Below are 23,139 nucleotides of genomic sequence, written 5' to 3'. Positions count from 1 at the left end.
TGTGGCGACTGCGCGAGCAGGCACCGGGCCGCTTCCCCACCCCTCCCCCCCTCCCCCTCCCCCCCCCCCCCCCCCCCCCCCCCCCCCCCCCCCCCCCCCCCCCCCCCCCCCCCACCCCCCCCCCCCCCCCCCCCCCCCCCCCCCCCCGCTGAGCCCTTTCGGGAGCTCGGCGGGGCCCGGGGCGCGCAGGGCGGCGAGCGCCCGGTCCACGTCGTCCTGGCCGGCTGCCTCCCCCGCCGTCGCACGGAACTCGGCGTAGCGCAGGAGCCGTTCGCGCAGTGTCGGGAAGGCGAACGGCTTCAGTACGTACTGGACCACGCCGAGCGAGACGCTTTCGCGCACCACGGCCAGGTCCCGCGCCGAGGTCACCACGATCACGTCCACGGGATGCCCGGACGCCCGCAGTCGGCGGGCGAAGCGCAGCCCGTGCCCGTCGGGCAGGGTGAGGTCGAGCAGCAGCAGGTCGACCCGGGTGCGTTCCAGGACGCGGGTCGCCTCGGCGAGCGAGTGGACGGCGCCGACGGCGGTGAAGCCGGGCACCCGGCCGACGTACAGGGCGTGCGCGTCGGCGGCGACGGGGTCGTCCTCGACCACCAGCACCCGCACCCCGGATGCCGCGGTCGCCTCGCGTGCGTCGCTCATGGCGTGGGCTCCCTTCGCACGGGCAGTCGTACGGTGAACTCGGCTCCCCCGTCGGGCACTTCGGCGGCGACCGCGCTGCCTCCGTGCCGGTGGGCCACCTGGCGGACCAGGGCGAGGCCGAGGCCGCGCCCCTCTCCCTTGCCCGACCAGCCGCGCAGGAACACATCGGCGGCGGCGCCCGTGGGCAGGCCGGGTCCGTTGTCGGTGACGCGGAGCAGCAGGGCGTCCTCCTCGGGCCGGACGGTGACCGCGATCCTGGCGGCGGGGACGCCGGTGAGGGCGTCGACGGCGTTGTCGAGGAGGTTGCCGAGCACGGTGACGAGGTCCCGGGCGGGGACGGTTCCGGTCCGGCCGTCGACGGCGCGGCTGTCGGGGGTGAGGACCAGCTCGACGCCCCGCTCGTGCGCCTGGGCGGCCTTGCCCAGCAGCAGCGCCACCAGGACGGGTTCTCCGACGCCGGTGACCACTTCGTCGGTGAGGGCCTGGGCCAGCTCCAGTTCGGCGGTGGCGAACTCCACTGCCTCGTCCGCGCGGCCGAGTTCGATGAGGGAGACCACGGTGTGCAGCCGGTTGGCCGCCTCGTGGGCTTGGGAGCGCAGCGCCTCGGTGAATCCGCGCTCCTGATCCAACTCGCCGGTGAGCGACTGGAGTTCGGTGTGGTCGCGCAGGGTGACCACGGTACCGCGGCGGCCGCCGCCCGCGACGGGCGAGCTGTTGAGGACCAGCACGCGGTCCGCGGTCAGGTGCACCTCGTCCACCCGGGGCCGGTCGGCGAGCAGGGCGCCGGTGAGCGGTGCGGGCAGTCCGAGGTCGGCGGCGCCGGTGCCCCTGACGTCCCCCTGCAGGCCGAGCAGTTCGCGCCCGGCGTCGTTGATCAGGGTGATCCGGCGCTGGCCGTCGAGCATCAGCAGGCCCTCGCGCACGCCGTGCAGGGCCGCCTGGTGGTAGTCGTACATCCGGCTGAGCTCGGCCGCGTTCATCCCGTGCGTGTGCCGGCGCAGCCGGGCGTTGACGATGTACGTGCCGACTCCGCCGAGGGCGAGCGCACCCGCCGCGACCCAGGCGAGGACGGAGAGCTGCTCCGCGAGCCGGGCGCTGATCGCGCGGACGGTGATGCCGGAGCTGACCATGCCGACGACCTTGCCGTCGTCCGTGAGCGGGGTGACCACGCGGATGGAGGGCCCCAGGGTGCCGGTGTAGGTCTCGCTGAAGGTCTCGCCGCGCAGGGCGGGGGCGGTGTTGCCCATGAAAAGCTCGCCGATGCGGCGGGGGTCGGGGTGGGTCCAGCGCCGCCCGTCCGGGGCCATGATCGTCACGAAGTCCACCCCGGAGTCGACGCGGACCCGCTCGGTGTAGGGCTGGAGCGCGGCCGAAGGGTCGGCGCCCTGCGCCGCGCCGCGTACGGCCTCGCGGACGGACGGGGAGTCGGCGACCGCCCGGGCCACGGCCCCCGCCTGGCGCCGGGCGGACTCCTCGGCCTGCCCGCGGGCGGTGGCGTACGCGAAGACCGCGCAGCCGGCGACGACCACGGCGACCAGCAGCACCTGCATGGCGAAGAGCTGGCCGGCGAGGCTGCGCGGGGGTCGAGGGAACCGGAACATGGCGTTCAGTGTGCACCCGGCCGTGAACTCAATGAACGCAAGGGTGACCGGGGTCACAGCCTCGGGCGATGGTCCTCCCGGGACGTATTCACCACCAGGAGGCGAGCCGTGGCCGGCAGACGCGACAAGACCCACTATCTGTACATCGCGGTGATCGCCGCGGTGCTCCTCGGCATCGCCGTCGGCTTCGCCGCACCCGGCACGGCCGTGGAGCTGAAGCCGCTGGGCACCGGCTTCGTGAACCTCATCAAGATGATGATCTCGCCCGTGATCTTCTGCACGATCGTGCTGGGCATCGGGTCGGTGCGCAAGGCCGCGAAGGTCGGCGCCGTGGGCGGCCTCGCCCTCGGCTACTTCATGATCATGTCCACGGTGGCGCTGGCCATCGGACTCCTGGTCGGGAACCTGCTCGAGCCGGGCAGCGGACTGCACCTGACGGAGGCCGTCAAGCACGCGGGAGAGGCGCAGGCCAAGGCGGGCGGGGCGCAGAGCACTCCCGAGTTCCTGCTGGGGATCATCCCGACGACCCTCGTCTCCGCCTTCACCGGCGGCCAGGTGCTCCAGACGCTGCTCGTGGCCCTGCTGTGCGGATTCGCACTCCAGGCCATGGGTGCGGCGGGCGAGCCGCTGCTGCGCGGGATCGGACACGTACAGAAGCTGGTCTTCCGGGTACTGGCGATGATCATGTGGGCGGCGCCGGTGGGCGCGTTCGGCGCCATCGCGGCGGTGGTCGGTGCGACCGGGATGGACGCCCTGAAGTCGCTCGCCGTCATCATGATCGGCTTCTACACGACCTGTCTGCTGTTCGTGTTCGTGGTCCTCGGGACCCTGCTGCGCGTGTGCACCGGGCTCAACGTCTTCTCGCTGCTGCGCTACCTGGGCCGCGAGTTCCTGCTGATCCTCTCCACCTCCTCCTCGGAATCGGCGCTGCCCCGGCTGATCGCGAAGATGGAGCACCTGGGCGTCTCCAAGCCGGTGGTCGGCATCACGGTGCCGACGGGCTACTCGTTCAACCTGGACGGGACCGCGATCTACCTGACGATGTCCTCGCTGTTCATCGCGGAGGCCATGGGCAAGCCGCTGGCCGTCGGCGAGCAGATCTCGCTGCTGCTGTTCATGATCATCGCCTCGAAGGGCGCGGCGGGGGTGACCGGCGCGGGGCTGGCGACGCTGGCGGGCGGGCTCCAATCGCACCGGCCGGAACTTGTCGACGGCGTCGGGCTGATCGTGGGCATCGACCGCTTCATGAGCGAGGCCCGGGCGCTGACGAACTTCGCGGGCAATGCGGTGGCGACGGTGCTCATCGGCACCTGGACCAAGGAGTTCGACCGCGTACGGGCCACTGAAGTCCTCGCGGGACGACTGGAGTTCGACGAGACCACGCTGGTCGACGACGGCCACGGCACGGAGCTCCCCACCGTGCCCGGACAGTCGCCGGCCGACGTCAAGAAGGGCGTGCCGGTGTAGCCGGCAGCGCCCCGTCAGGGGCCGGCCGGGCAGGGCTCGCCCCCACGGTGCCCAGCCCGGTCGGCCCTCACGCCGCCCCATGGTCGATTTTCGGCCATGGGGCTGTGAAGTGTCGTGCGGTAAAAGGTACTTCCATACCCGGGCACGCGTCTGACATCTTGCGTCCACCACTCGTTTCGTACGGCCCGGCAGGTGCCATGAGCACCACCGGGCCGTCTTCGGAGGACGCATTGATACCCCACATATCCAGCCGACCTCGACGCACTCTCGTGCTCGCCGCCACGCTCGGCGCAGCACTCGCCTTCGGGGCACCCGCCGCGCTCGCCGGCACCGCCCCGGTCTCCCCGTCCGGCAAGTCCGCCCCGTCCGCCCCCGCCAAGGCCGCGGCCGCGGCGCCGACCTCCCAGAGTGCGACCTGGGTTGCCGGCACCCGCGCCTACCTGGTGATCACCGCCCCCGGTGACAGCTCGGCGGTCCGTTCCGCCGTCGCCGCCAACGGCGGTACCGTCTTCTCCAACTTCGACGCCATCGGCGTGATCGTCGCCCACTCCTCCTCCGCCGGCTTCGCCACGGCGATGCGCGGGGTCAGCGGGGTCCAGCAGGTCGGGGCCACCCGTACCTCGGACGTGCCGGCCGACGCCTACAACCCGGCGCTGCCCGCCAACCCGGCCCAGTCGACGACCCCGGCCGGCGAGCCCGTCCGCGCCGACATGAGCCAGATCAAGGCGGACCAGGCCTGGGCCGTCACCACCGGCTCCGCCTCCGTCAAGGTCGGCATCCTGGACACCGGTGTGGACGACCAGCACCAGGACCTGGCGCCGAACTTCAACGCGGCCGACTCCGTCTCCTGCGCGTACGGCAAGCCCGACACCCGTACGGGCGCCTGGCGGGACGTGGACAGCCACGGCACCCACGTCGCGGGCACCATCGCGGCTGCCAAGAACGGCAAGGGCGTCGTCGGCGTGGCCCCGGGCGTGAAGATCTCCGCGGTCCGCGTCGCCGAGCCGGGCAACTCGTTCTTCTTCGCCGAGAACACCATCTGCGGCTTCGTGTGGGCCGGTGACCACGGGTTCAAGGTCACCAACAACAGCTACTACACGGACCCGTGGCAGTTCAACTGCCCGGACAACATCGACCAGGCCGCCATCATCGAGGGCGTCAAGCGCGCCCAGGAGTACGCGGAGGGCAAGGGCTCGCTCCAGGTCGCCGCGGCGGGCAACGAGAACTACGACCTCGCCCACAAGACGACCGACTCCGCGAGCCCGAACGACTCGACGCCGGTCACCCGCACCATCACCAACGCCTGCCTCGACATCCCGACCGAGCTCCCGGGCGTGGTCACGGTCGCGGCGAACGGCACGGGCACCACGAAGGCCTCGTTCTCGAACTTCGGCTCGGGCGTCATCGACGTGGCGGCCCCGGGCAGCGACGTCTACTCCACCGTCCCCGGCGGCAAGTACGGCAGCAAGAGCGGCACGTCGATGGCCACCCCGCACGTGGTGGGCGTCGCGGCGCTGCTCGCCAGCACCAACCCCGGCATCACCCCGGCGCAGCTGCGCGACAAGCTGGCCACGCAGGCCAACGACATCGCCTGCCCGTCGGACAACCGCTGCACCGGCACCGCGGCCAACAACTCGTTCTTCGGCGAGGGCCAGGTCGACGCGCTGAAGGCGGTCGGGTCCACCCCGCCGCCCGGGAAGTACTTCGAGAACCTCGGCGACTTCGCGATCAACGACAACGCCACCGTGGAGAGCCCCATCACCGTCAGCGGGGTGACCGGCAACGCGCCGGCCACCCTCAAGGTGGGCGTGGACATCAAGCACACCTACATCGGTGACCTCAAGGTCGACCTGGTGGCCCCGGACGGCTCCGTCTACACCCTGAGCAACCGGGCCGGCGGCGGCACCGACAACATCGTCCAGAGCTTCACCGTCAACGCCTCCTCCGAGGTCGCGAACGGCGTCTGGAAGCTCCGTGTGAACGACAACGCCAACGCGGACACCGGCAAGATCGACGCCTGGAACCTCACGTTCTGAGGGCCGTCGAGTTGAAGCACTAACGCTGCAGGACGTCGGCGAGCCAGTCGAAGACGACGTCGCAGTGCTGCTGCGGGGCCATCGGGGAGCAGTGCAACTGCGCCCCGGTGGCCTCCGTCAGTTTCACGTACGCGCGCTTCGAGCGCAGCAGGTCGTACATCTGCCGGGGCTGGCCGGGGTAGAACTGCTCGAAGTCGTAGTCGAGGACCAGCGTCGGTGCCTTGATCTGCGGTACGAGCTTCGTGATGTCCAGCCCGATGGCGACCTGGGCCGGGGTCCAGAGGTCCTTGAACACCCGGCCGGCGCGCGCCTCGCGCAATGCCTCCCGCGAGAAGATCTCGAAGCGCTTCTTGACCGTGGTGGCGAGTTCCGGGGTGAGTTCGGGGACGACGTCCTCGTTCCAGACGCGGTTGGTCTCCGCCTTGTCGGCGGTGACGATGTCGCGGATCTCCTTGTCGAAGCCGAGCCAGGGGTTCGGCACGCCCGGCATGCACACCACGGCCGCGAGCCGGCGTTCGAAGGCCGCGGCGCGGGCGACGAGATTGCCGCCCATGCTGAGGCCGGTGATCGCGATCCGGCTGCTGTCCACGTCCCCCCGGGCATCGAGCCAGTCGACGAGCGGGGCCACCACCTGCTCCCACCGGGTGGTGAAGGGGATCTCCTCGACGAACAGCAGCTGGCCCTGGCCCGGGCCGTCGTAGACGAGGGCGTTCCAGCCCCGCCCGAGGGCGGCCGCGACGCCGTAGGTCCACATGTCGACGTTCTGCCCGTCGCTGCCGTTGGTGAGGATGACCGTGGGACGGGGCTCGTCCCGGCCGTCGGGCCGGAAGAACCAGACCGGCAGCCGGGTCTTCGCGTACGGGACCTGCGCGCGGACGGCGGCCGGGGAGCAGAGCTGGGTGAAGGTGTCCCAGGCCTTGCGGCCCGCCAGGTAGACCGCCTTCTCGTCGCCGGGGCTGCGGGTGCCGAGGACGTAGAACAGGGCCTGGGCGTAGTACTGCGCGGCCCGCAGCGAGCGGAACCGGCGGGTCTGCGAGGGGCTTTCACCGCCGTGCCGGCCGCCCGCCGGGGGTGCGGCGAGCCGGTCGCCCCAGGCGCGGAAGGTGTCGGTGAAGGTCTGCGCTGACAGCCCGGCGGTGTTGATGGCGTTGACGGCGGTGAGCACCTCGCCCACCTCGGAGGCGCGCATGCCGGCCGCGCCGAGCGCGAGGAGCCCTGCGAAGTTGTACCCGGGGTCGTCGAACAGCTTCATGGCTCCCGGCGAGGGATCCGGGGCTGCCGCAGCCGCCCGGGGCGTGGCGGCCGCACAGCCTGCGGTCCCGCCGACGGCGAGGGCTCCGGCGCCTGCGGCGAGTCCGGTCAGGGCGGCGCGCCGGGACAGCACCCAGGGGGTCTCCGAGCGGGGCTGCGGCTGCGGTGTGCGAGCGTGCGTCATGGCAGGGACCGTAGGAGGCGGCCCCGGCGGATCGGCGCCCGCCACACCCTCGGCTGCTCCGAACGGCCCTGTGCGGCTACCTGGTCCGCAGCACGCAGTCACCGCAGAGTCCGCCGCCGGGCACCTGGTAGTAGAGACAGCAGCTGCGCCGTACGAAGGCCACCCCGAGGCCTTCTTCGTGGACGAAGGTGCCCGTTCCGCCGAGCGCCCCGCCCTCGGCCAGCAGCTCCGCGGCCAAGGACACCGCCGGGCCGCCCGGAACCCGGTCGATCAGCACCCGCAGCGCCCCGACCAGCCCCGACGCGGCGTTCCCGCGCAGCACCTTGGGCGACACCCCGTACCGCTCCCGCAGGCGCGCGTCCAGGACCCCGAGGTTGCCGAGCACGCTCTCCCCGAGCGACTCGGCCGGCAGCGCCCCCGCACCGGGCTCGGGCAGCCACAGCTCCAGCGACCCGGCCGCGGGCAGCCGCCACCACACCCGGTCGACCCCCAACTCCGGGATCCGCCCGCCCAGCGCGGCGCAGCCGAGGCCCAGCGACCACAGCCGCGAGGCGATCCCGAACTGCGCGGTGGACGCCGCGACCCGGCCGGGACCGCTCCGGATCCGCCGCCCCACTTCGGCGACGTACGGCTCGAGTTGTGCCCCGTACAGCTCGCCGAGCGGCCGGAAGCCGTCCCCGGGCGGCTCCTTCCCGTACGGCACGGCGAAGAAGGGCCCGACGGCGGCCAGCCGGCGCAGTACGTCCTCCACCTCAGGCTCCGTATCCGTCGTCGGGCAGAGCAGGGTCGGCCGCCGGGCACTCCCGGTGGTCCAGCGCGTACGAGGAGACCGTGTGCAACAGCCAGTCCTCCGCGATCGGCTCCGTGTCACAGCAGCGGGCCACGAAGACGAAGCTCACCATGGTCTGCGGCACGGGCTCCGCGTGGAAGGTCCGCTGCTCGGGCAGCCGCTCGGACCACTCGGTACGCCAGGCGACCCCGGCGTCGGCGAGCGCCACGGTGAGCCGCGACTCGGTGACGGACACCGGGCCGCGGTACGACTCCCCCGCGCCAGGGCCCGGGATCTCCAGCGCGTCCCGCCAGGTGTCCACGCTCATCGAGTGCAGCAGTCGGCACCGGCAGTACACGTTCTCCAGGCTCCCGTGATGGAACCAGTGCGGCCACCGCCGCCCCTTGTGCACCGGCCACGAGCAGTCCGGCTCGCCGTGCACGGCCACCAGGTCGTGCAGGTGCGCGCCGACGTGGAAGGCACCGAGCCTCCCCGTGGCCGCGAAGCGGGCCAGTTCCGTCACGAAGTCCATGCACGGATGATCTCAGGTGGCCACGGTCCGGCGGCTCACGGCCTGCGCGGGGCGACCGGCGCCGGAGGCCGGGCGTTCCCCGCAGCAGCCCTGGGGTCGGGCCACTTCGTGTCGTCGTGGGCGAAGACGAACGACTCGATCGGTACGCCCCGTTCGACGCTGAGCCGGGCCACCAGCTCCTGCAGGACCACCGTCTCCAGCACCACGCGCACGGCGTCCGGGACCTCGGGAAGGCGGATCACCGACAGGCTGTCCGCCGGCTCGATCCGGGCCGTCGTCAGCAGCAGCGTGAGGTGCCCGGCGCCGGCCAGCGAGCGGGCCAGTTCGATCTCGCGGCCGTCGCCGAAGACGAGGTGGAGGGTGTTGCCCGCCGACTCCATCTCGCCGTGCAGGTAGTTCCGGGTCGCCGAGGCGGCCGCGGTCATCCGGACCACCTCGCGCAGCAGCAGCGCACCCTCCTCGGCCGAGGCGCACGAGGCCCCGGCCGCCACCGTGTCGGAGGCGATGCAGCGGGCGCCGCGCCCGCGCAGGCCGGCGATCACTTCGGCGGCCTGCCGGTGGACTGCGGCGGTCTGCTCGGCGATGTCGCCCCACGGATCCTGCGCGCGACCCGCGATGGCCCCGGCGATCAGGTCGAGGGCGACGACCGTGCCGGTGTAGCCGATGGTCGAGGCGTACGAGTCGGGCTCGTTGCCGAGCCCCACGGTGAGGTCGGCGAGCTCGCCGAGTCGCGACGGTAAGACGTTGAGCAGCGCGGTCCTCGTGATGCCGGGGCCGGCGGACCGGCAGGCGGCGATGGTCTCGCGGCTGCGGCCGCCCTGGGAGACGGCGATCAGGCAGTCGGTGTCGAAACCGGCGGTGCCGGTCTCGATCTCGCTGGACAGGACGCGCTGGGTGACGATCCCGGCCTTCCGCAGCTGCTGTACGGGGACGGCGAGGGCGGCGTACGAGGCGCCGATGCCGGTGAACAGGGGGCGCCGGGCGGCGCGCAGGGCGGCGCGCTCCGGGGAGGCCAGCTGGCTGCGGACGCGGTCGGCGATCCGGGCGAGGGCGGCGCCCTGGCCGGCCTGGCCCTCGAGGAACGTGATGCGGGATCCGGACATGGTGGGGGGTGTCTCGTCTTTCCGTGAAGCTCTGTGCGGGAACGGTGTGTTGGGGACGGTAGGGGGCGGGCGCCGGGATCGGGCGCCGGTGGCTGCGTCCCGCGCGCGCTCCCGGCCCGCGCTCGCCGGGTCGCACGTCACGAACGCCCAGCGGAAGAGCACGCGGGCGACCGGAGCGGGGGCGGGCCCCACCGCGATGAAGGCAGGGTTGCCGGCGCCCCCGAAGTTGACGACCGCCCCCGACCGGAGGCCGCCGCCGGGCGGGCGGGAGACCGGCCACCCGGGTGAAGAACGGGGCCGAACACACGGGACCAGCCGGATGGCCCAATAGATCGGTCCCATCTGACCCCTATGGGCCGGGCCACTTCGGGCGGCCCGCCGAGCGCCGCCCGGCGCCGCCCCGGCAGCCGTCCGTGGACACATCGACGACGGCCTTCTGTTCGATCTCCGGGCGGTCGGGAGGGGGCCCGAGATCATCCGCCCGGCCGACGGTCGGGGCCTTCCTCGGACACGTCTGGCGACCCCCGCATCCTCGCAGGTCAGATGCTGTTTCTACGACAGCCTGAGGCCCTCGGGACCGCCGTCCGGGGGGCTCTCGCCGTGTGGTGGAACGGATGTCCGCGGACCAGGATTACGGGTGCTCCGGGCCGGGGACCAAAGTCATCGAAAAAGATGGCCGCGACGTTGCCAATTTGGGGGTTCATGAGAGGAGATTTAGGGGCTACATTGAGCCACTCGCGTTCACCTGACAGCCCGTTGCCTTTCACTCGTGTTTTGCACGGGGGGCGACGTCAGGAGCGCACACTGTGCAACCACCCCACCGCCCAGAAGGACCGAAGGCTCCGTGCCCGTACCCGTACTCCTCGCCGGCCGCACCGTGCGGCTCGAGCCCCTCGCCCCCCGCCACACCGAGGCCTTGGCCGTGGCCGGGGCCGAGGATCGTACGACTTACGCCTTCACCCCCGTACCCCATGGGGTGCAGGCGTCCCACGAGTACATCGACCGCGCCCTCGCAGATCAGGCGGCGGGTCGATCGCTCCCCTTCGCGGTGGTCAGAGCCACCGACGGCCGGGTCGTCGGTTCGACCCGGTTCCTGGAGCTCGACTACTGGCAGGGACCGCTGGTGTGGCCCGCCGTGCCGGGCGTCCCGTTCGGCGATCCGGCGACGGCGATCCCCGATGCCGCCGAGATCGGCAATACCTGGCTGTCCCCGGGCGCCCAGGGGACGGGCATCAACACCGAGGCGAAGCTGCTCATGCTCCGCCATGCCTTCGAGACCTGGGGCGTCCGCCGCATCTCGCTGCGCGCCGACGCCCGCAACGGGCGCTCGCGCGCCGCGATGGAGCGGCTCGGGTTCACCTGTGAAGGGGTCCGCCGGGCCCACTCCAGGGGGCTCGACGGGGCCGTGCGCAGTACCGCCTTCTACTCGATCCTCGACGAGGAGTGGCCGGCCGTGCGGTCGATCATCGAGCTGAGGCTGTCCGCGGGGGCTCAGCGCAAGCGGCGACGCAAGACGCTGATCCCGGCGTAACGGTCCTGCATTCGGCGTAACGGTCCTGCTCATCGGCGTAGCCGTTCCCGACAGCGGCCCCCGCCCCGGCCCCTCCCCCGGCGTCAGCCGAGGAAGGCCGGGGCGAGGGCCGAGGTCATCAGCGGGGTGGGAGCGCCGCTGCCGTCGGCCGGTACGGCGTACAGGTCGGCGCCGAAGTCGCCGGGCAGGGAGTAGACGACCGTCCTGTCGTCCGTCCACACCACCTGGTCGTCCACGCTGCGCTCCTCCGCGAGCGGGGTCTCCTGCATCGAGGCCAGGTCGAGGGCGTACAGCCGCCACGGGGCGTCGGGCGACAGGCCGGGCACCCGCTTCTTGAACACCAGCCGGGTCCCGTCGGGCGACAGCGACGGGCATTCCAGGTTCTCGCGGAGCGTGGTCACGGTGCGTTCGGCGAGGTCGCCGCGGACCAGGTGGGTCTGGCCGCCGGTGGCGAGCGTCGCGTAGAAGGTCCGCTCGTCGGCGGCGAAGGTCACGCCCCAGAAGTTGACGTCGGCGTTGCGGTACGCCTTGCCGTCCTTGCGGATCGCGAAGTCCTCCAGCGAGGCGTCGAGCTTGCCGGTGCGCAGGTCGAGCAGCGAGGTGCGGGTGGAGAAGTTCGTCCCGGCGTACGAGTCCCCGCCCACGAAGACCGTCCAGGCGACGAGGTGGCCGCCGGGCGAGACCCGGGCGCGGGTGGGGATGCCGGCCAGCGGGTGTGCGGAGACCTCCTTGAGGCGGGCGTCGAGGACGACGGCCCGGTAGCTCTCCTGGACCCCGCCCTTGTCGGCCTGGAGGCAGATCCCGGTGCCTGCGGCCGCGTAGAAGCGCAGGCAGCTCACGCCGGAGGCGGTACGCGGGCCCTGGGGCGCGGCGGCGGGGACGGTGGCGAGCTCGTCGCGGTGCGGGCCCCACGCCATGTTCCGGAACACGATCCGCCGCTCGGCCCCGCCCGGGGCCAGGGACACCTCGCCCCGGCTGATCTGCGGGCCGCCCGCCTGGGTCTGGTTCTTCTCCTCGGCCCGTGAGGAGGCCCGTACGACGGCGAGCACCCCCACCGCGGCGAGCAGTACGACGGCGGAGACGAGGATCAGGATCCGGCGTTGGAGGGTCATGAGGGCCTTTCGGGGACGTGGGGGAACTGCAGAGGCGGCTGAGCGGGCTCAGTCGGTCCGCGCCTCGGCGGCGGACTCGCCGGCCATCGCGTCCGCGGGGCGCAGCAGGGCGCACACGCCGGCCGCGGCGGCCAGCAGCACGGCGGCGACCGCGAGGGCGGGGCGGGCGCCCCAGACGGTCCAGGCGGCGCCGAAGCCGAGCGAGGCGGCGAACCGGGCGAGGGCCTGGCCGGTCTGGACGAGGGCGAGGCCGCCGCCGCGGTGCTCCTCGGGCACGGCTCCGGCGGCCGCCGCCATCAGGACGCCGTCGGTGGCCGCGTAGAAGCCGCCGTGCAGCAGGAGCACGGCGTAGGGCAGAGCGGGGTGCTGCCCGCCGGCCAGCAGGAGCCCGTACGCGACGAGCAGCGCGAGGTGGCCGCCGAGGAAGACGCGCCAGCGGCCGATCCGGTCGGCGAGCCGGCCGAGCGGCAGTGCGAGCAGGAAGAACGCGGCGGCGGTGCCCAGCGGCAGCAGCGCGAACCAGCGGTCGGCGATCCCGGTGGCGCGCTGGAGCAGCAGGAAGACGAAGGCGTCGCTGACGGTGCACAGCCCGAGCAGCAGCGCGCACAGGCTGATCCGGCGCAGGTCCCGGCGGCCCAGCAGCCCGAGGGCGGCGCGCAGCGAAACGGGCTCCGCGCCGGGCGCGGGTGCGGTGCGGCGGCCGGGGACGAAGAGGACGAGCACGAGCACGCCGAGGGCGGCGACGCAGGCGCTGACGGTGAAGACGGCGTCGTAGCCGTCGGCGGCGCCGCGCAGGATCAGGAACGCGAGGATCGGCCCGATCAGGGCCCCGGCGGTGTCCATGGCCCGGTGGACCCCGAAGGCCCGGCCGCGGTCCTCGGGGGCGGCGGCCAGGGAGATCAGCGCGTCGCGCGGGGCGGTGCGCAGGCCCTTGCCGGTGCGGTCGAGGGCGAGCACCGCGCCGATGGCGGGCAGGGTGTGGGCGAGCAGGAGCAGCGGTTTGCACAGGGCCGAGAGGCCGTAGCCGAGGCCGGCGAGGGCCTTGTGGCGGCCGAGGCGGTCGCCGAGGTGGCCCCCGGTGAGCCGGACCAGTGCGCTGATGCCGTTGTAGAGCCCGTCGAGCAGTCCGAAGCCGAGTGGGGAGAGGCCGAGGCCCGCGACGAGGTAGAGGGGGAGCACGGCCGTGACCATCTCGGAGGAGACGTCGGTGATCAGGCTGACCGTGCCGAGGGCGAGCACCGTGGGGGCGAGCGCGGCGCGCCGCCCCGGGCTGGTGCCCGGGGCGACGGCCTGCGGCTCGGGGGTCACGGCGGGCGCGGGGGTGCCGCGACTGTCCGCAACGTACATGATCAGGAGGTCCAGATACCCGTGATGTCCTTGGCGGTGGCCGCGTTCCCGGCGTGGGTGGTCAGGCCGGCCAGGCCTTCCAGGGTGCGCAGCATGTCGTAGTGGTTGTACGTGGTGCCCGACGTGCTGCCGGGGGTGACGGGCTGACCGTAGAGGACGGTCGGGATCTTGTTGCCGGCGAGCCGGTTGTCCTCGTCGAAGGTGACGACGAGCAGGCTGTTGTGGGTCTTGGCCCAGTCCGCGTAGGCCTTGAGGTTGTTCTTGAGCCAGGTGTCGCCGGTGCCGACGGAGCAGTCGTGCATGTCGTTGCACAGGTTCGGGACGACGAATGACACCTTGGGGAGGGTGGTGTAGTCCGTCGGGAACTGGGTCATGGTCTTGGCCGTGCTGGTGGGCACGTTGGAGAAGGCGAACCAGGGGTTGTGCTTGCGGGCGTAGTTGCCGCTGCTGCAGGTGGTGGAGCCCTGGCTGGGGAGGGTCTCGTTGTAGCTGGCCCAGGTCTTGCCGGCGGCCAGCAGCTCGGAGGCCAGGTTGGGCGCGGAGCTGAAGCCCGGCGTGTAGCAGCTGTCGCCGGTGACGCCCTGGTGGGAGCCGGAGAACAGCTGGAGGTAGTTGGGCTGGCTGGGGTGGGTGATGCCGTACGACTGCGTGAGGTTCGCGCCGCCGCTCTTGAGGGAGTTGACGTACGGGGCGCTGGAGCTGCCGATGACCTGGCTGTAGGCGTGGTTCTCGAAAACCACGACAACGACGTGGTCGGGGGCGGGCAGGCCGGCCGCGTGCGCGGGCGAGGCGGCGCCGATGCCGGCCCACAGGGCCGTACCGGCGGCGGTGAGGCCGAAGGCGGTGGCGAGGGCGGTCTTACGGCGGGACCGTGACGAGGTCATGCCAAACACGGAAAATACCTCCGGGCAGGGGGGTTGTGGTGGCGGCGCGGACGCACCATACCCAGGGGCATGTGCATGGGCCAGGGACGTGCGGCGAACAGACCGGGAACTCCGGTGACCTTCCGGGTGTTCGGCAACGGGCAGCTCTCGGTCAACCCAAGAGCAGGGAAAATCGGGAACCACGGAGCACGTAGGCTCATCCTTCGAACAGAAGAGACCACCCCCCGACGGGGCAGCACCAGCCGGAGAGCAACCGCACATGTCGTACTCACCCGACGGACAGCACCAGCCGTACCGGTCGGAAGGGCAGTACCAGCAGCAGCCCTACGGCACTTCGTACGCGCAGCCGTACGAACCCCAGCAGCACCACGAGCCCCCGTACGGGCCACCGCAGCCGCCCTACGGCGGCTATGAGGAGCCCGAGGACGACCGGCGGCCGCCGCGCCGGGGCAGGCGCTGGCTGATCGCGGGTGTCTCCGTCCTCGCCCTCGCCGGCATAGCCGCCGGCGTGATGTACCACTTCGAGATACCCCCCTTCACCGACAAGGGCAAGGACATCTCCTTCGGCCAGCCGGCCGGCGGCCAGGCGGGTGGCGCCGACAGCGCTGCGAAGCAGGCGGCCAACTCCAAGGCCCTGATGCCCACCGGCCCGAAGTCCGAGTTCAAGAACTCGATGACCCTGGCCGACGGCACGCACGTGGCCGTCACCACGCTGGACGGCAAGAAGTCCGGCTTCAAGGGCAAGGTGTGGGTCTGGGCGCCCAAGGAGTACAACGACCCGAAGTTCGCCAAGAGCGGCTTCCCGGTCATGATCGCCCTGCCCGGCGGCGCCGGCTACCCGAACAACTACTGGATGGGCACCGACCTGGGCCTCCAGACCAGCATCAGCAAGTGGTACGCCGAGGGCAAGAGCAAGCCGTTCATCCTCGCCATGCCCGTGCTGAACCCGGGCCCGGACGACAAGGGCGTCTACTGGGACGGCTCCGACATCCCGGACCAGCCCAAGATGGGCACCTGGCTGACCGAGGACGTCCCGGACCTGATGAAGGCGAACTTCCGCACCGTCAAGTCCCGTGACGGCTGGGCCTACATGGGCTCCTCCACCGGCGGCTTCGCGAGCCTGAAGGCCGTGCTCAAGCACCCGGACAAGTTCAAGGCCGCGATCTGCTCCGGCCCGGACATCGTGCCCGACTCCTCGCTCTGGAAGGGCCACGAGAAGGAGAAGGCCGAGAACAACCCGGAGTTGCTGGCGAAGGCCATGATCGACAAGAAGGGCGCTCCGGACGTCTACCTCGCCTTCCAGGTCGGCGACAACGAGAGCAACAAGAAGACGTTGCCCGATGTACAGAAGTTCGTCGCGACGTACGGCAAGGGGCCGATCCACACCAGCCTGAGGGTCATACCCGGCGGCCAGCACAACGCCAAGACCTACGTCCCGAACATGGGCGAGGGCCCGATCCAGTTCATCAGCAAGGTCATGGAAGGACCGGTGGAGTAACCGCCGGTCCGACCGACCCCACGCGCTGCGGCCCGCCGAACACCATCGGCGGGCCGTTGCCGTCCCAGGGCGCCCAGCCCGGGTCCCCGGTCACGGCGAAGCGCACCCAGGCCGCGTGCATCCGATCGGCCAGCTCCTGCGGGGCGTCCGGCCCGGCCAGCCAGGAGGCCTCCGGCACGTCGAGCGTGTCGAAGACGAAGCCCAGTTCCAGGGCGTGGCAGGCGCCGAGCCCCGGCACGCCGGAAGGCCAGCCGAACTCGTACAGGAAGCTCGAGGCGGTCCGCCGCGCCCCGGCGAGGCGGCGCAGCGGGTCGCGCAGCAGCCGGTCGGTCAGCAGCTGGCCCGCGAGCTCGGCCGGCCCCGCCCCGGGCAGTGCGGCGCGCAGCGCCCGTACGGCGGCCCGGTCCTTGCCGCTTCGGGCGCGGGCCAGGGCCACGGTGAGCGGACCGAGCCGGTCCATGAGCGGGAGCGCGCCGGTGGGGGCGAGCCAGAGCCGGTACTCCTCGGTGGTCCAGCCCAGCAGCAGTGGGACCTCCGTCGCTGCCGCGGCCTCGAGCGGATCGCCGGGGAGCGTGTCCGGGTCGGCGACCAGGCCGAACGCGGGGCCTCCGGTGAGCGGGCCGGAGCGGCGCAGCACGGCGCCCTGCGCGGCGAGCAGGTCGGGCAGGGCGGTGGCGGCGAAGGCCTCCGCGGTCGCGGGCACCTTCAGGAGGGAGGCCATCCGCCGGACCATCGCGCGCACCTTCTCGCGCGCCAGCACCTCGGGGGCGCCGCTCTGCAGGGCGGCCCCGGCGAAGAGCCCGGCAGCCCGTGGGGCGCCGAGCAGGGCGCCGACGCTGATGGCTCCGGCGGACTCGCCGAAGACGGTGACGCGGGCGGGGTCCCCTCCGAAGGCCTCGATGTTCTCCCGGACCCAGGTCAGAGCGGCGATCTGGTCGAGCAGGCCGCGGTTGGCGGGGGCGTCGGGGTAGAGCCCGTAGCCGAGGACGCCGAGGCGGTAGTTGACGGAGACGAGCACCACCCCGTCGCGGGCGAAGGCGGAGCCGTCGTAGACGGGGACGGCCGAGGAGCCGCGGGTGAGCGCCCCGCCGTGCAGCCACACCATGACGGGCAGCCGGGCTCCGGGGGCCGGGGCCGGGGTCCAGACGTTGAGGTTCAGGCAGTCGTCCCCGGGGACCTCCGGGTCGGGCAGCAGCGCGGCGAACTTCGGCGGGTAGGGCACCTTGGGTGCGGTGGGCCCGTACGCGCCGACGTCGCGCACGCCGTCCCAGGCGGCCGGGGGCGCGGGCGCGGCGAAGCGGAGGGCGCCGACGGGCGGGGCGGCGTACGGGATGCCCCGGAAGGCGGCGATGCCGCCCGGCCCCGTCCGGCCCTCGACCACTCCGTATCCGGTCTTGACCCGGGGCCGGCCGCTGCCGCCCGCTGTGCTCATCGTTTTCCGCTCCTCCGCCGGTTCGGTGCACCCGCTGAATCCACTGTTCCGCGTACCGGGCACGGTCGCACAGGCCTGCGACGGGTGACAAGGCGTGACCCGGCCGGGGGCGGGCCGGGTTGGACCCGGCATGCGATCCATGCGTATCCACCCCGGCGTCCGCGGCTTCGCCCGGGCCGGCGCGGTCCCCCTGCTCCTGCTCGTGGCCGCGGGCACGGCGCAGGCCGCCGGGCCCGATTTCCAGTACGTCGGCCAGGACGACCGGGTCCACGGGCTGACCGACCCGCAGGGCTGCGTCGGGGCGAAGGGCGGCGGTCAGAAAGCCGTCACGAACACGACCCGCAGCACCGCGACCCTCTACGGCGGTCCGGGCTGTACGGGTGACGTCGTGGCGGTCCTGCAGCCGGGTGCCGGCGGCCAGATCGAGCCGTATTTCGCCTCCGTGCGATTTTCCTTCATCACTAAGGCCCAGCGGCCGTGACCGCTGGGCTCCCGCTGCGTTGTATGCCATGTCAAACGCCGCAGCTCGACTGCGGCACCCCACATCTCACGAGGAGATCTTGATGTCGCGTATCGCGAAGGCAGTCGCCGTCACCGCTGTTGCCGGTAGCGCCCTGGCCGCCGGTGCCGGTCTGGCCGTCGCCGATGCCGGAGCGCACGGTGCGGCGGTCGGCTCCCCCGGTGTCCTGTCGGGCAACCTGCTCCAGGTTCCGGTGCACGTCCCGGTCAACGTCTGCGGCAACACCGTCAACGTGATCGCTCTGCTGAACCCCGCGTTCGGCAACACCTGCGTCAACGCGTCGGGCGGCGACGACAAGCACCACACCGAGGGCTACGGCAGCTGATCGCCTGCGCCTTTCGGCCGGCTTGACCGGTTGGACCGAGGGCTGAGGGCCCCCGCCGCAAGGCGGGGGCCCTTCTTCTGTTCCGCCGTCCGGCTGAAGTTGCCCGAGCGGCCGGAATCTCATTCGTAGCGGTAGATGCCCTGGTGGCTGAGCATGTCGCGCGGTGTGATGTTCCACGGCGGCATCGGCTCGTCGAGGGAGATCACCCGGCCGCGCTGGAGGTCGCCCAGTTCGAGCCGGGCCGCGGGCAGGTAGCCGGAGACCGGGTGCTTCAGCTGCCAGCGGTCCCAGAGCAGGTCCACGAAGGCGTGGTGCAGCCAGAACGCCGGGTCGTTGGGGGCCGTACCGCCCGTCATGTGGCCGCCGATCCACTGGTGCACCTTGTTGTGGTTGCGCCAGCGCTCGCTCTTCGGCGCCGCCCAGCCCTCCAGCTTGTTGCGGAAGCCGCCGCCCTGCGCCGTGGAGTCCCAGGGCGAGGTGTCGTACGTCGGGTCGTCCAGCGCCCACTGGAGCTCGGCCGCGGTGGGCAGGGCGATCGGGTTCTGCGGCCGGCCGAGGTTGCGGGTGAGGAAGCGGGCCTCCGTGACGCCCACGGTGATGGCCCAGTTGCCCTTGTCGTAGGCGAACGGGCCGGTCATCACGCGGCGGTCCTTCTCGCGGCCGGTGCCGCCCAGGAAGTCGTCGGCCCAGAGGGAAGAGACCGGGCTGCTGTCCGTGGTCCAGTCCCAGTACGGGACCGAGACGCCCGGGTCGACGTTCTGCAACAGCCGCTCGAACTGGAGCAGGTAGCGCCGGTGCCAGGGGAAGAAGGACGGCGACATGTGGCCGACGCGGAGTTTGCTGTCCTTGTCGGGCACGAAGTACTTGCCGTGCGTACGGACCAGTTCGTCGTACGTGCCGTTGCGCTTGAGCTCCAGCACGGCCGCCGTGAAGCGCTTCTTCTGGGCGCTGGTCAGGTTCTTCTGGTTCTGCCGGGTGTACATGCGGGGCTCCTCCCGTTCCGTCCTGTGCTGTGCCGTCCCGTCCGTCAGCCGTGGTGCGGGGCTGCGAGCGCCAGCTGGTTGGTGCCGAGCTCGTCGACGGCGGCGCGGGCGAGTTCCAGCGGGGTCTCGAAGGACTGGAAGTGGTTGATCTGGCTGAGGTAGCTGCCGTCGGCGCGGCGCATGACGTGCAGGGGGCGGCCGTCGATGCGGACCCCGGCGAGGTCGACGGTGATGTGCCGGCCGCGGTACGTCTCCTCGGTCAGGGGAGCCGGGGTGAGGGTCTGCCGGGGGCGGCGGGCACGCAGTACCGGCGCCAGGGCCGCGGCGGTGCCGGCGAGCACCGCCGCGGTGAAGGCCGTACGAAGGAACGTGCGGCGGGACGGTGCTGCGGAGGCGGGTGTGGCGTACATGCGGTCTCCCTCGCTCGGTGGTCCGCGCTACAGGGGTCTAACGCGGCGCGGCGGGCGAGGTCACCTCGGCTGCTCGGGGTGCTTGTAGAAGAGGGTGGTGGGGTGCAGGCGGCCTGCCGGGTCGGTGGCGTAGTCGGGGATGGTGCCGACCTCGGTCCACCCGGCGGAGCGGTACACCCGCTCGGCCCCGCTGCCCGTCTCGGTGTCGAGGAACAGCAGCACCACGCCGGCCCGGGCGGCCGCCCGTTCGGCCTCGGCGAGGAGCGCGCGGGCGGTGCCGCGGCCGCGCGCCCGCGGATGCACCATGAGCTTGCGCAGCTCGGCGCGGTGGCGGCCGTTGGGCTTGGACTCGCGGTACCAGCTGACGGTGCCGTCGACCTGGCCGTCGCCGTCGCCGTGGTCGGCACCGCTGCGGGAGACCCAGAGGGCGAGGGAGCCGTCCTCGACGGCGGGGGCGAGGGAATCCCACCAGGCGGCCGCCTGCGCGTGATCCAGGTCGGCGAGGAAGCCGAGGGACGACCCGCCGCGGACCACGGCGAGCAGGAGGTCGGCGAGTTCGTCGCGGTGGGCGGCCAGTCGGGCCGTGTCGAGGCGGGTGATGACGGGGATCATGCGGCGAGGATAGGGATCGGCCGGCGGCCCGCCGGAGCCGGGGCAGGCGCAGGTCGCAGGTCGCAGGTCGCAGGTCGGGCAAGATCCGGAAGAGACGGCCTACGTCCCCCGGGACGGGTCCTGGCCGCCGGGGGTGAAGGTCACCGGCAGGCTCTGGGGGCCGCGCAGTCCGCCGGGGCGCCAGCGGATCTCCTCCGGCGGTACGGCGAGGGCGAGTCCGGGGAGCCGCCGCAGGGCGGCACCGATGGCGATCTGCCCCTCCAGCCGGGCCAGCGGCGCACCCAGGCAGTAGTGGATGCCGTGCCCGAAGGCGAGGTGGGCGTTGTCCTGCCGGGTGATGTCCAGCCGGTCGGGGTCGGGGAACCGCGCCGGGTCGCGGTCGGCGACGGCCGAGCCGATCAGCACGGTCGCACCGCGCGGGACGGTCACGCCCGCGATCTCGAGGTCCTCGCGCGCGAACCGGGCGATGCCGGGGCTCACCGGGCCGTCGTAGCGCAGGAACTCCTCGATCGCGCCGGGCAGCAGTTCCGGGTCGGAGCGCAGCAGGTCGAGCTGGCCGGGGTGGGCGAGCAGCGTGGCGATGCCGCCGCCGATGAGGTTGACCGTGGTGATGTATCCGGCGGCCAGCAGCAGGAACACCATGGCGACCAGCTCGTCCTCGGTCAGCTGCTGTTCCTCGTCGCGGGCGGTGATGAGGGCGCTGAGCAGGTCGTCGCCGGGGTCTGCCCGTTTGTCGCGGATGAGCTCGGTGACGTACGCGCGCATGTGCTGCCACGCCTCGTTCACCACGGCGGGGTCGGGCAGCTCCGGGCCCCGCATGATCATGCGGTCGGTCCAGTGCTGGAATGCGTGCCGCTCGTCCACCGGCACCCCGAGCAGTTCGCTGATCACCGTGACCGGGAGCGGCAGTGCGAAGTCCGCGACGAGGTCGGCGCGGCCGGCCGGGACGACCGCGTCCAGCAGCCGGTCGGTGATCGCCTGGATCCGCGGCCGCATCGCGGCCACGCGGTGGGCGGTGAACGCCTTGGAGACCAGCCGCCGCAGGCGGGTGTGGTCGGGCGGGTCGCTGCGGAGCATGTTGCTCAGCATCGACTCGCGCTCCGTTGCGGGCAGCTGGAGCAGGAGCCGGGTGTCCGAGGCGTCGCGTACGTCGCTGCTGAGGCGGGAGTCGGACAGGGCGGCGAGTCCGTCTTCGTAGCGGGTGACGAGCCAGGCTTCCAGGCCGCCCGCGATGACGGTGCGGCGCACGGGGCCGTCCTCGCGCAGCTGCCGGTACAGCGGGAACGGGTCCGCGACGAAGGCCGGGTCGGCATAGGGCAGAAGGACCGGCTGCTCGCTCATGTTGCCTCCCGAAGTGGATCGTCCTCTCTACGGAGATTGAGCGTATATGTCCCACTATCCGGAATGCCGTTTCAGCGGAGCGATTCCTTCGGCGGCCGCTCGCGCAGGGCCCCGTACCCGATGAAGTAGGCAGGCACCCGGTTCAGCCACCGCGAGTCGGTGACGAGCTCGGTCAGCCGTTTGGCCCGCTGGGGATGGCCGAACGCGGTGCGGCCGGCCAGCAGCGGCTCGATGACCTGGGCGTGGGCCAGGCGTTGCATGCCCTGGGTCGCCACGGTCGTGGGCATGCGGCGGCGCTGTACGCGGCGTACGTCGTGCAGCCCCACGGTCCCCTCGCGCAGCGGGCCCACGAGGTGGCGGGCGGCGGCCACCGCGTCCTGCACGGCGAGGTTGATGCCGATGCCGAAGACCGGCGACATGGCGTGGGCGGCGTCGCCGATGCACAGCAGCCCCGGCCGGTGCCAGCGGCGCAGCCGGTCCAGCCGTACGTCGAGCAGCTTGACCTCGTCCCAGGAGGCGACGGCGTGGGCGCGGTCGGCCAGCCAGGGGACGGCGTCCGTGAACTGGGCCATGAAGCGGTCCAGGCCCTCGGCGCGGCGTTCGGCATCGGTTCCCTTGGGGATGAGTCCCGCGCACTGCCAGTAGTCGCCGCGGTCGATGAGCGCGCTGAAGAACCGCTCGCCCAGGCCTCCCACGAGCCCGCTGGGATCGTCCTCGTGGCGCGGCAGCCGGAACCACCAGGCGTCCATGGGGCACGGGAAGCTCTCCAGGCCGAGCTCGGGCAGCACCCGGGCGAAGGACCCGCGGCCGTCGCAGGCCACGGTCAGCGTGGCCCTGAGCTCGCCGGTGGCGCCGTCCGCGGTGCGGTACCGCACGCCCGCGACCCTGCCGCGCTCCATCAGGAAGGACGTGGCCTCGGTGTTCATGCGCAGCCGGAAGGAGGGCTCCTTGCCCGCTTCGTCGGCGAGCAGGTCGAGCAGGTCCCACTGCGGCACCATCGCGATGTAGTTGTACTTCCCGTGCAGCGCCCCGATGTTGCCGACCGTGACGAGGGACCGGTCCGGCCCGATGGGCAGCTGCACCGAGGTCACCCGCCGCTGCGGCAGCCGGGCGAACCGTTCGGCGAGGCCGATGTCGTCCAGCAGCGACAGCGTGGAGGGGTGCACGGTGTCGCCGCGGAAGTCGCGCAGGAAGTCGCCGTGTTTCTCCAGGACGGTCACCTCCACCCCGGCCCGCGCCAGCAGCAGGGCCAGCACCATCCCGGCGGGCCCGCCTCCCACCACACAGCAGGCCGTACGCTCCACGGCAACCACTCCCTTCGCCGGCATCGGGCAAGCCCCACGGGACGTATACCGCACCCGCGGCGGCGGGGACGGCAACGACGGCGACGCGCCGTGAGGCGCTGTCACCGCCCGCATCCCTCCCCACCCGGCCGCGGTACGAACCCGATCGCCCGGAAGACCCCTTAGGGGGTGTCTTGCCGATCAGGCCGGATCAGGGAGCGGCGTCCGGTGCGTGCGATCGCAAGGCCGAGGAGGGAGTCGACGCGGAGCGTCGGC

21 protein-coding genes are annotated in these 23,139 nt (G+C 72.6%); 6 read left to right on the top strand and 15 right to left on the bottom strand.

Features of this window, described 5'->3' with window-relative positions; translation table 11 throughout:
- Together ACZ49B_RS37695 and ACZ49B_RS37690 are read right to left on the bottom strand one after the other, a co-directional pair.
- A partial coding sequence (locus ACZ49B_RS37695) for a response regulator (RefSeq protein ID WP_468315427.1) occupies positions 1–642 on the bottom strand: 642 nt, incomplete at its 3' end.
- Positions 639–2,243, bottom strand: a complete 1,605-nt coding sequence (locus tag ACZ49B_RS37690; protein ID WP_468315425.1) for a sensor histidine kinase — start codon at positions 2,241–2,243, stop codon at positions 639–641. The genes ACZ49B_RS37690 and ACZ49B_RS37695, both read right to left, overlap by 4 nt.
- A gap of 108 nt (positions 2,244–2,351) precedes the next feature.
- On the opposite strand from ACZ49B_RS37690, the gene ACZ49B_RS37685 reads away from it, so the two are divergent.
- Entirely contained in the window at positions 2,352–3,710 is a 1,359-nt protein-coding gene (locus ACZ49B_RS37685; protein ID WP_468315422.1) for a cation:dicarboxylate symporter family transporter, read from the top strand.
- Positions 3,711–3,979: 269 nt separating this feature from the next.
- A complete protein-coding gene (locus ACZ49B_RS37680) occupies positions 3,980–5,746 on the top strand; it encodes a S8 family peptidase (RefSeq protein WP_468315430.1) in 1,767 nt (588 codons plus the stop codon).
- 19 nt (positions 5,747–5,765) lie between these two features.
- Here ACZ49B_RS37680 and ACZ49B_RS37675 read toward each other — a convergent pair whose 3' ends face one another.
- The 4 genes from ACZ49B_RS37675 to ACZ49B_RS37660 all read right to left on the bottom strand — a co-directional run bounded on the left by ACZ49B_RS37675 (position 5,766) and on the right by ACZ49B_RS37660 (position 9,585).
- Positions 5,766–7,181, bottom strand: coding sequence for an alpha/beta hydrolase family protein (locus tag ACZ49B_RS37675; RefSeq protein ID WP_468315419.1), 1,416 nt, complete (start codon positions 7,179–7,181; stop codon positions 5,766–5,768).
- A gap of 76 nt (positions 7,182–7,257) precedes the next feature.
- On the bottom strand, positions 7,258–7,932 hold the full coding sequence (locus tag ACZ49B_RS37670) for a (2Fe-2S)-binding protein (RefSeq protein ID WP_468315416.1): 675 nt from the start codon (positions 7,930–7,932) through the stop codon (positions 7,258–7,260).
- A 1-nt stretch (position 7,933) separates the two neighbouring features.
- Positions 7,934–8,482, bottom strand: a complete 549-nt coding sequence (locus tag ACZ49B_RS37665) for a hypothetical protein (protein ID WP_468315413.1) — start codon at positions 8,480–8,482, stop codon at positions 7,934–7,936.
- Positions 8,483–8,517: 35 nt separating this feature from the next.
- Entirely contained in the window at positions 8,518–9,585 is a 1,068-nt protein-coding gene (locus ACZ49B_RS37660; RefSeq protein ID WP_468315410.1) for an SIS domain-containing protein, read from the bottom strand.
- Positions 9,586–10,429: 844 nt separating this feature from the next.
- Here ACZ49B_RS37660 and ACZ49B_RS37655 point away from each other — a divergent pair.
- Entirely contained in the window at positions 10,430–11,116 is a 687-nt protein-coding gene (locus tag ACZ49B_RS37655; protein WP_136223766.1) for a GNAT family N-acetyltransferase, read from the top strand.
- 83 nt (positions 11,117–11,199) lie between these two features.
- Here the strand turns inward: ACZ49B_RS37655 and ACZ49B_RS37650 are convergent, their stop codons facing one another.
- From ACZ49B_RS37650 to ACZ49B_RS37640, 3 genes are read right to left on the bottom strand one after another with little or no spacing between them, the layout of a single operon-like run.
- A complete protein-coding gene (locus ACZ49B_RS37650; protein WP_468315408.1) occupies positions 11,200–12,228 on the bottom strand; it encodes a TolB family protein in 1,029 nt (342 codons plus the stop codon).
- Positions 12,229–12,276: 48 nt separating this feature from the next.
- Positions 12,277–13,575 (bottom strand): MFS transporter, encoded by a 1,299-nt coding sequence (locus ACZ49B_RS37645; RefSeq protein ID WP_468315405.1) that lies wholly within the window; start codon positions 13,573–13,575, stop codon positions 12,277–12,279.
- 2 nt (positions 13,576–13,577) lie between these two features.
- Positions 13,578–14,459, bottom strand: a complete 882-nt coding sequence (locus tag ACZ49B_RS37640) for an alkaline phosphatase family protein (RefSeq protein WP_468315402.1) — start codon at positions 14,457–14,459, stop codon at positions 13,578–13,580.
- A 259-nt stretch (positions 14,460–14,718) separates the two neighbouring features.
- Between ACZ49B_RS37640 and ACZ49B_RS37635 the strand changes: the two genes are divergently transcribed.
- Positions 14,719–15,957 carry an alpha/beta hydrolase gene (locus tag ACZ49B_RS37635; RefSeq protein WP_468315400.1) on the top strand — a complete coding sequence of 413 codons (1,239 nt, stop codon included), beginning with the start codon at positions 14,719–14,721 and terminating at the stop codon, positions 15,955–15,957.
- Here the strand turns inward: ACZ49B_RS37635 and ACZ49B_RS37630 are convergent.
- Positions 15,935–17,389 carry a carboxylesterase/lipase family protein gene (locus ACZ49B_RS37630; protein WP_468315397.1) on the bottom strand — a complete coding sequence of 485 codons (1,455 nt, stop codon included), beginning with the start codon at positions 17,387–17,389 and terminating at the stop codon, positions 15,935–15,937. The genes ACZ49B_RS37635 and ACZ49B_RS37630 overlap by 23 nt on opposite strands.
- Before the next feature lie 130 nt (positions 17,390–17,519).
- Between ACZ49B_RS37630 and ACZ49B_RS37625 the strand changes: the two genes are divergently transcribed.
- Positions 17,520–17,870: a hypothetical protein gene (locus tag ACZ49B_RS37625; RefSeq protein ID WP_468315394.1), complete on the top strand. Its 351-nt coding sequence runs from the start codon at positions 17,520–17,522 to the stop codon at positions 17,868–17,870.
- 82 nt (positions 17,871–17,952) lie between these two features.
- Positions 17,953–18,234: a chaplin gene (locus ACZ49B_RS37620; RefSeq protein ID WP_468315392.1), complete on the top strand. Its 282-nt coding sequence runs from the start codon at positions 17,953–17,955 to the stop codon at positions 18,232–18,234.
- 119 nt (positions 18,235–18,353) lie between these two features.
- On the opposite strand, the gene ACZ49B_RS37615 is transcribed toward ACZ49B_RS37620, so the two are convergent.
- The 5 genes from ACZ49B_RS37615 to ACZ49B_RS37595 form a co-directional block, all read right to left on the bottom strand.
- Positions 18,354–19,217, bottom strand: a complete 864-nt coding sequence (locus ACZ49B_RS37615; protein ID WP_468315389.1) for a tyrosinase family protein — start codon at positions 19,215–19,217, stop codon at positions 18,354–18,356.
- Positions 19,218–19,261: 44 nt separating this feature from the next.
- Positions 19,262–19,627, bottom strand: a complete 366-nt coding sequence (locus tag ACZ49B_RS37610; RefSeq protein WP_468315387.1) for a tyrosinase family oxidase copper chaperone — start codon at positions 19,625–19,627, stop codon at positions 19,262–19,264.
- 60 nt (positions 19,628–19,687) lie between these two features.
- The gene (locus ACZ49B_RS37605) at positions 19,688–20,239 is read right to left on the bottom strand and encodes a GNAT family N-acetyltransferase (protein WP_468315384.1); all 552 of its coding nucleotides are present in this window, start codon (positions 20,237–20,239) and stop codon (positions 19,688–19,690) included.
- A gap of 99 nt (positions 20,240–20,338) precedes the next feature.
- On the bottom strand, positions 20,339–21,580 hold the full coding sequence (locus ACZ49B_RS37600) for a cytochrome P450 family protein (RefSeq protein ID WP_468315381.1): 1,242 nt from the start codon (positions 21,578–21,580) through the stop codon (positions 20,339–20,341).
- A 71-nt stretch (positions 21,581–21,651) separates the two neighbouring features.
- Positions 21,652–22,884, bottom strand: a complete 1,233-nt coding sequence (locus tag ACZ49B_RS37595; protein WP_468315378.1) for an FAD-dependent oxidoreductase — start codon at positions 22,882–22,884, stop codon at positions 21,652–21,654.
- Positions 22,885–23,139: the final 255 nt, after the last annotated feature.

Source organism: Streptomyces sp. NPDC031132 (genome assembly GCF_055570595.1).
The sequence above is the reverse complement of the archived record's forward strand: the minus strand, read 5'-3'. Positions and strand labels throughout refer to the sequence as shown.

What these genes read in the sequence shown, in the direction of transcription:
- ACZ49B_RS37625 (WP_468315394.1), top strand. Translation starts at nt 17,520, where the DNA reads ATGCGATCCATGCGTATCCACCCCGGCGTCCGCGGCTTCGCCCGGGCC.
- ACZ49B_RS37640 (WP_468315402.1), bottom strand. Translation starts at nt 14,459, where the DNA reads ATGACCTCGTCACGGTCCCGCCGTAAGACCGCCCTCGCCACCGCCTTC.
- ACZ49B_RS37610 (WP_468315387.1), bottom strand. Translation starts at nt 19,627, where the DNA reads ATGTACGCCACACCCGCCTCCGCAGCACCGTCCCGCCGCACGTTCCTT.
- ACZ49B_RS37660 (WP_468315410.1), bottom strand. Translation starts at nt 9,585, where the DNA reads ATGTCCGGATCCCGCATCACGTTCCTCGAGGGCCAGGCCGGCCAGGGC.
- ACZ49B_RS37675 (WP_468315419.1), bottom strand. Translation starts at nt 7,181, where the DNA reads ATGACGCACGCTCGCACACCGCAGCCGCAGCCCCGCTCGGAGACCCCC.
- ACZ49B_RS37600 (WP_468315381.1), bottom strand. Translation starts at nt 21,580, where the DNA reads ATGAGCGAGCAGCCGGTCCTTCTGCCCTATGCCGACCCGGCCTTCGTC.
- ACZ49B_RS37650 (WP_468315408.1), bottom strand. Translation starts at nt 12,228, where the DNA reads ATGACCCTCCAACGCCGGATCCTGATCCTCGTCTCCGCCGTCGTACTG.
- ACZ49B_RS37645 (WP_468315405.1), bottom strand. Translation starts at nt 13,575, where the DNA reads ATGTACGTTGCGGACAGTCGCGGCACCCCCGCGCCCGCCGTGACCCCC.
- ACZ49B_RS37615 (WP_468315389.1), bottom strand. Translation starts at nt 19,217, where the DNA reads ATGTACACCCGGCAGAACCAGAAGAACCTGACCAGCGCCCAGAAGAAG.
- ACZ49B_RS37690 (WP_468315425.1), bottom strand. Translation starts at nt 2,243, where the DNA reads ATGTTCCGGTTCCCTCGACCCCCGCGCAGCCTCGCCGGCCAGCTCTTC.
- ACZ49B_RS37605 (WP_468315384.1), bottom strand. Translation starts at nt 20,239, where the DNA reads ATGATCCCCGTCATCACCCGCCTCGACACGGCCCGACTGGCCGCCCAC.
- ACZ49B_RS37630 (WP_468315397.1), bottom strand. Translation starts at nt 17,389, where the DNA reads ATGAGCACAGCGGGCGGCAGCGGCCGGCCCCGGGTCAAGACCGGATAC.
- ACZ49B_RS37665 (WP_468315413.1), bottom strand. Translation starts at nt 8,482, where the DNA reads ATGGACTTCGTGACGGAACTGGCCCGCTTCGCGGCCACGGGGAGGCTC.
- ACZ49B_RS37635 (WP_468315400.1), top strand. Translation starts at nt 14,719, where the DNA reads ATGTCGTACTCACCCGACGGACAGCACCAGCCGTACCGGTCGGAAGGG.
- ACZ49B_RS37620 (WP_468315392.1), top strand. Translation starts at nt 17,953, where the DNA reads ATGTCGCGTATCGCGAAGGCAGTCGCCGTCACCGCTGTTGCCGGTAGC.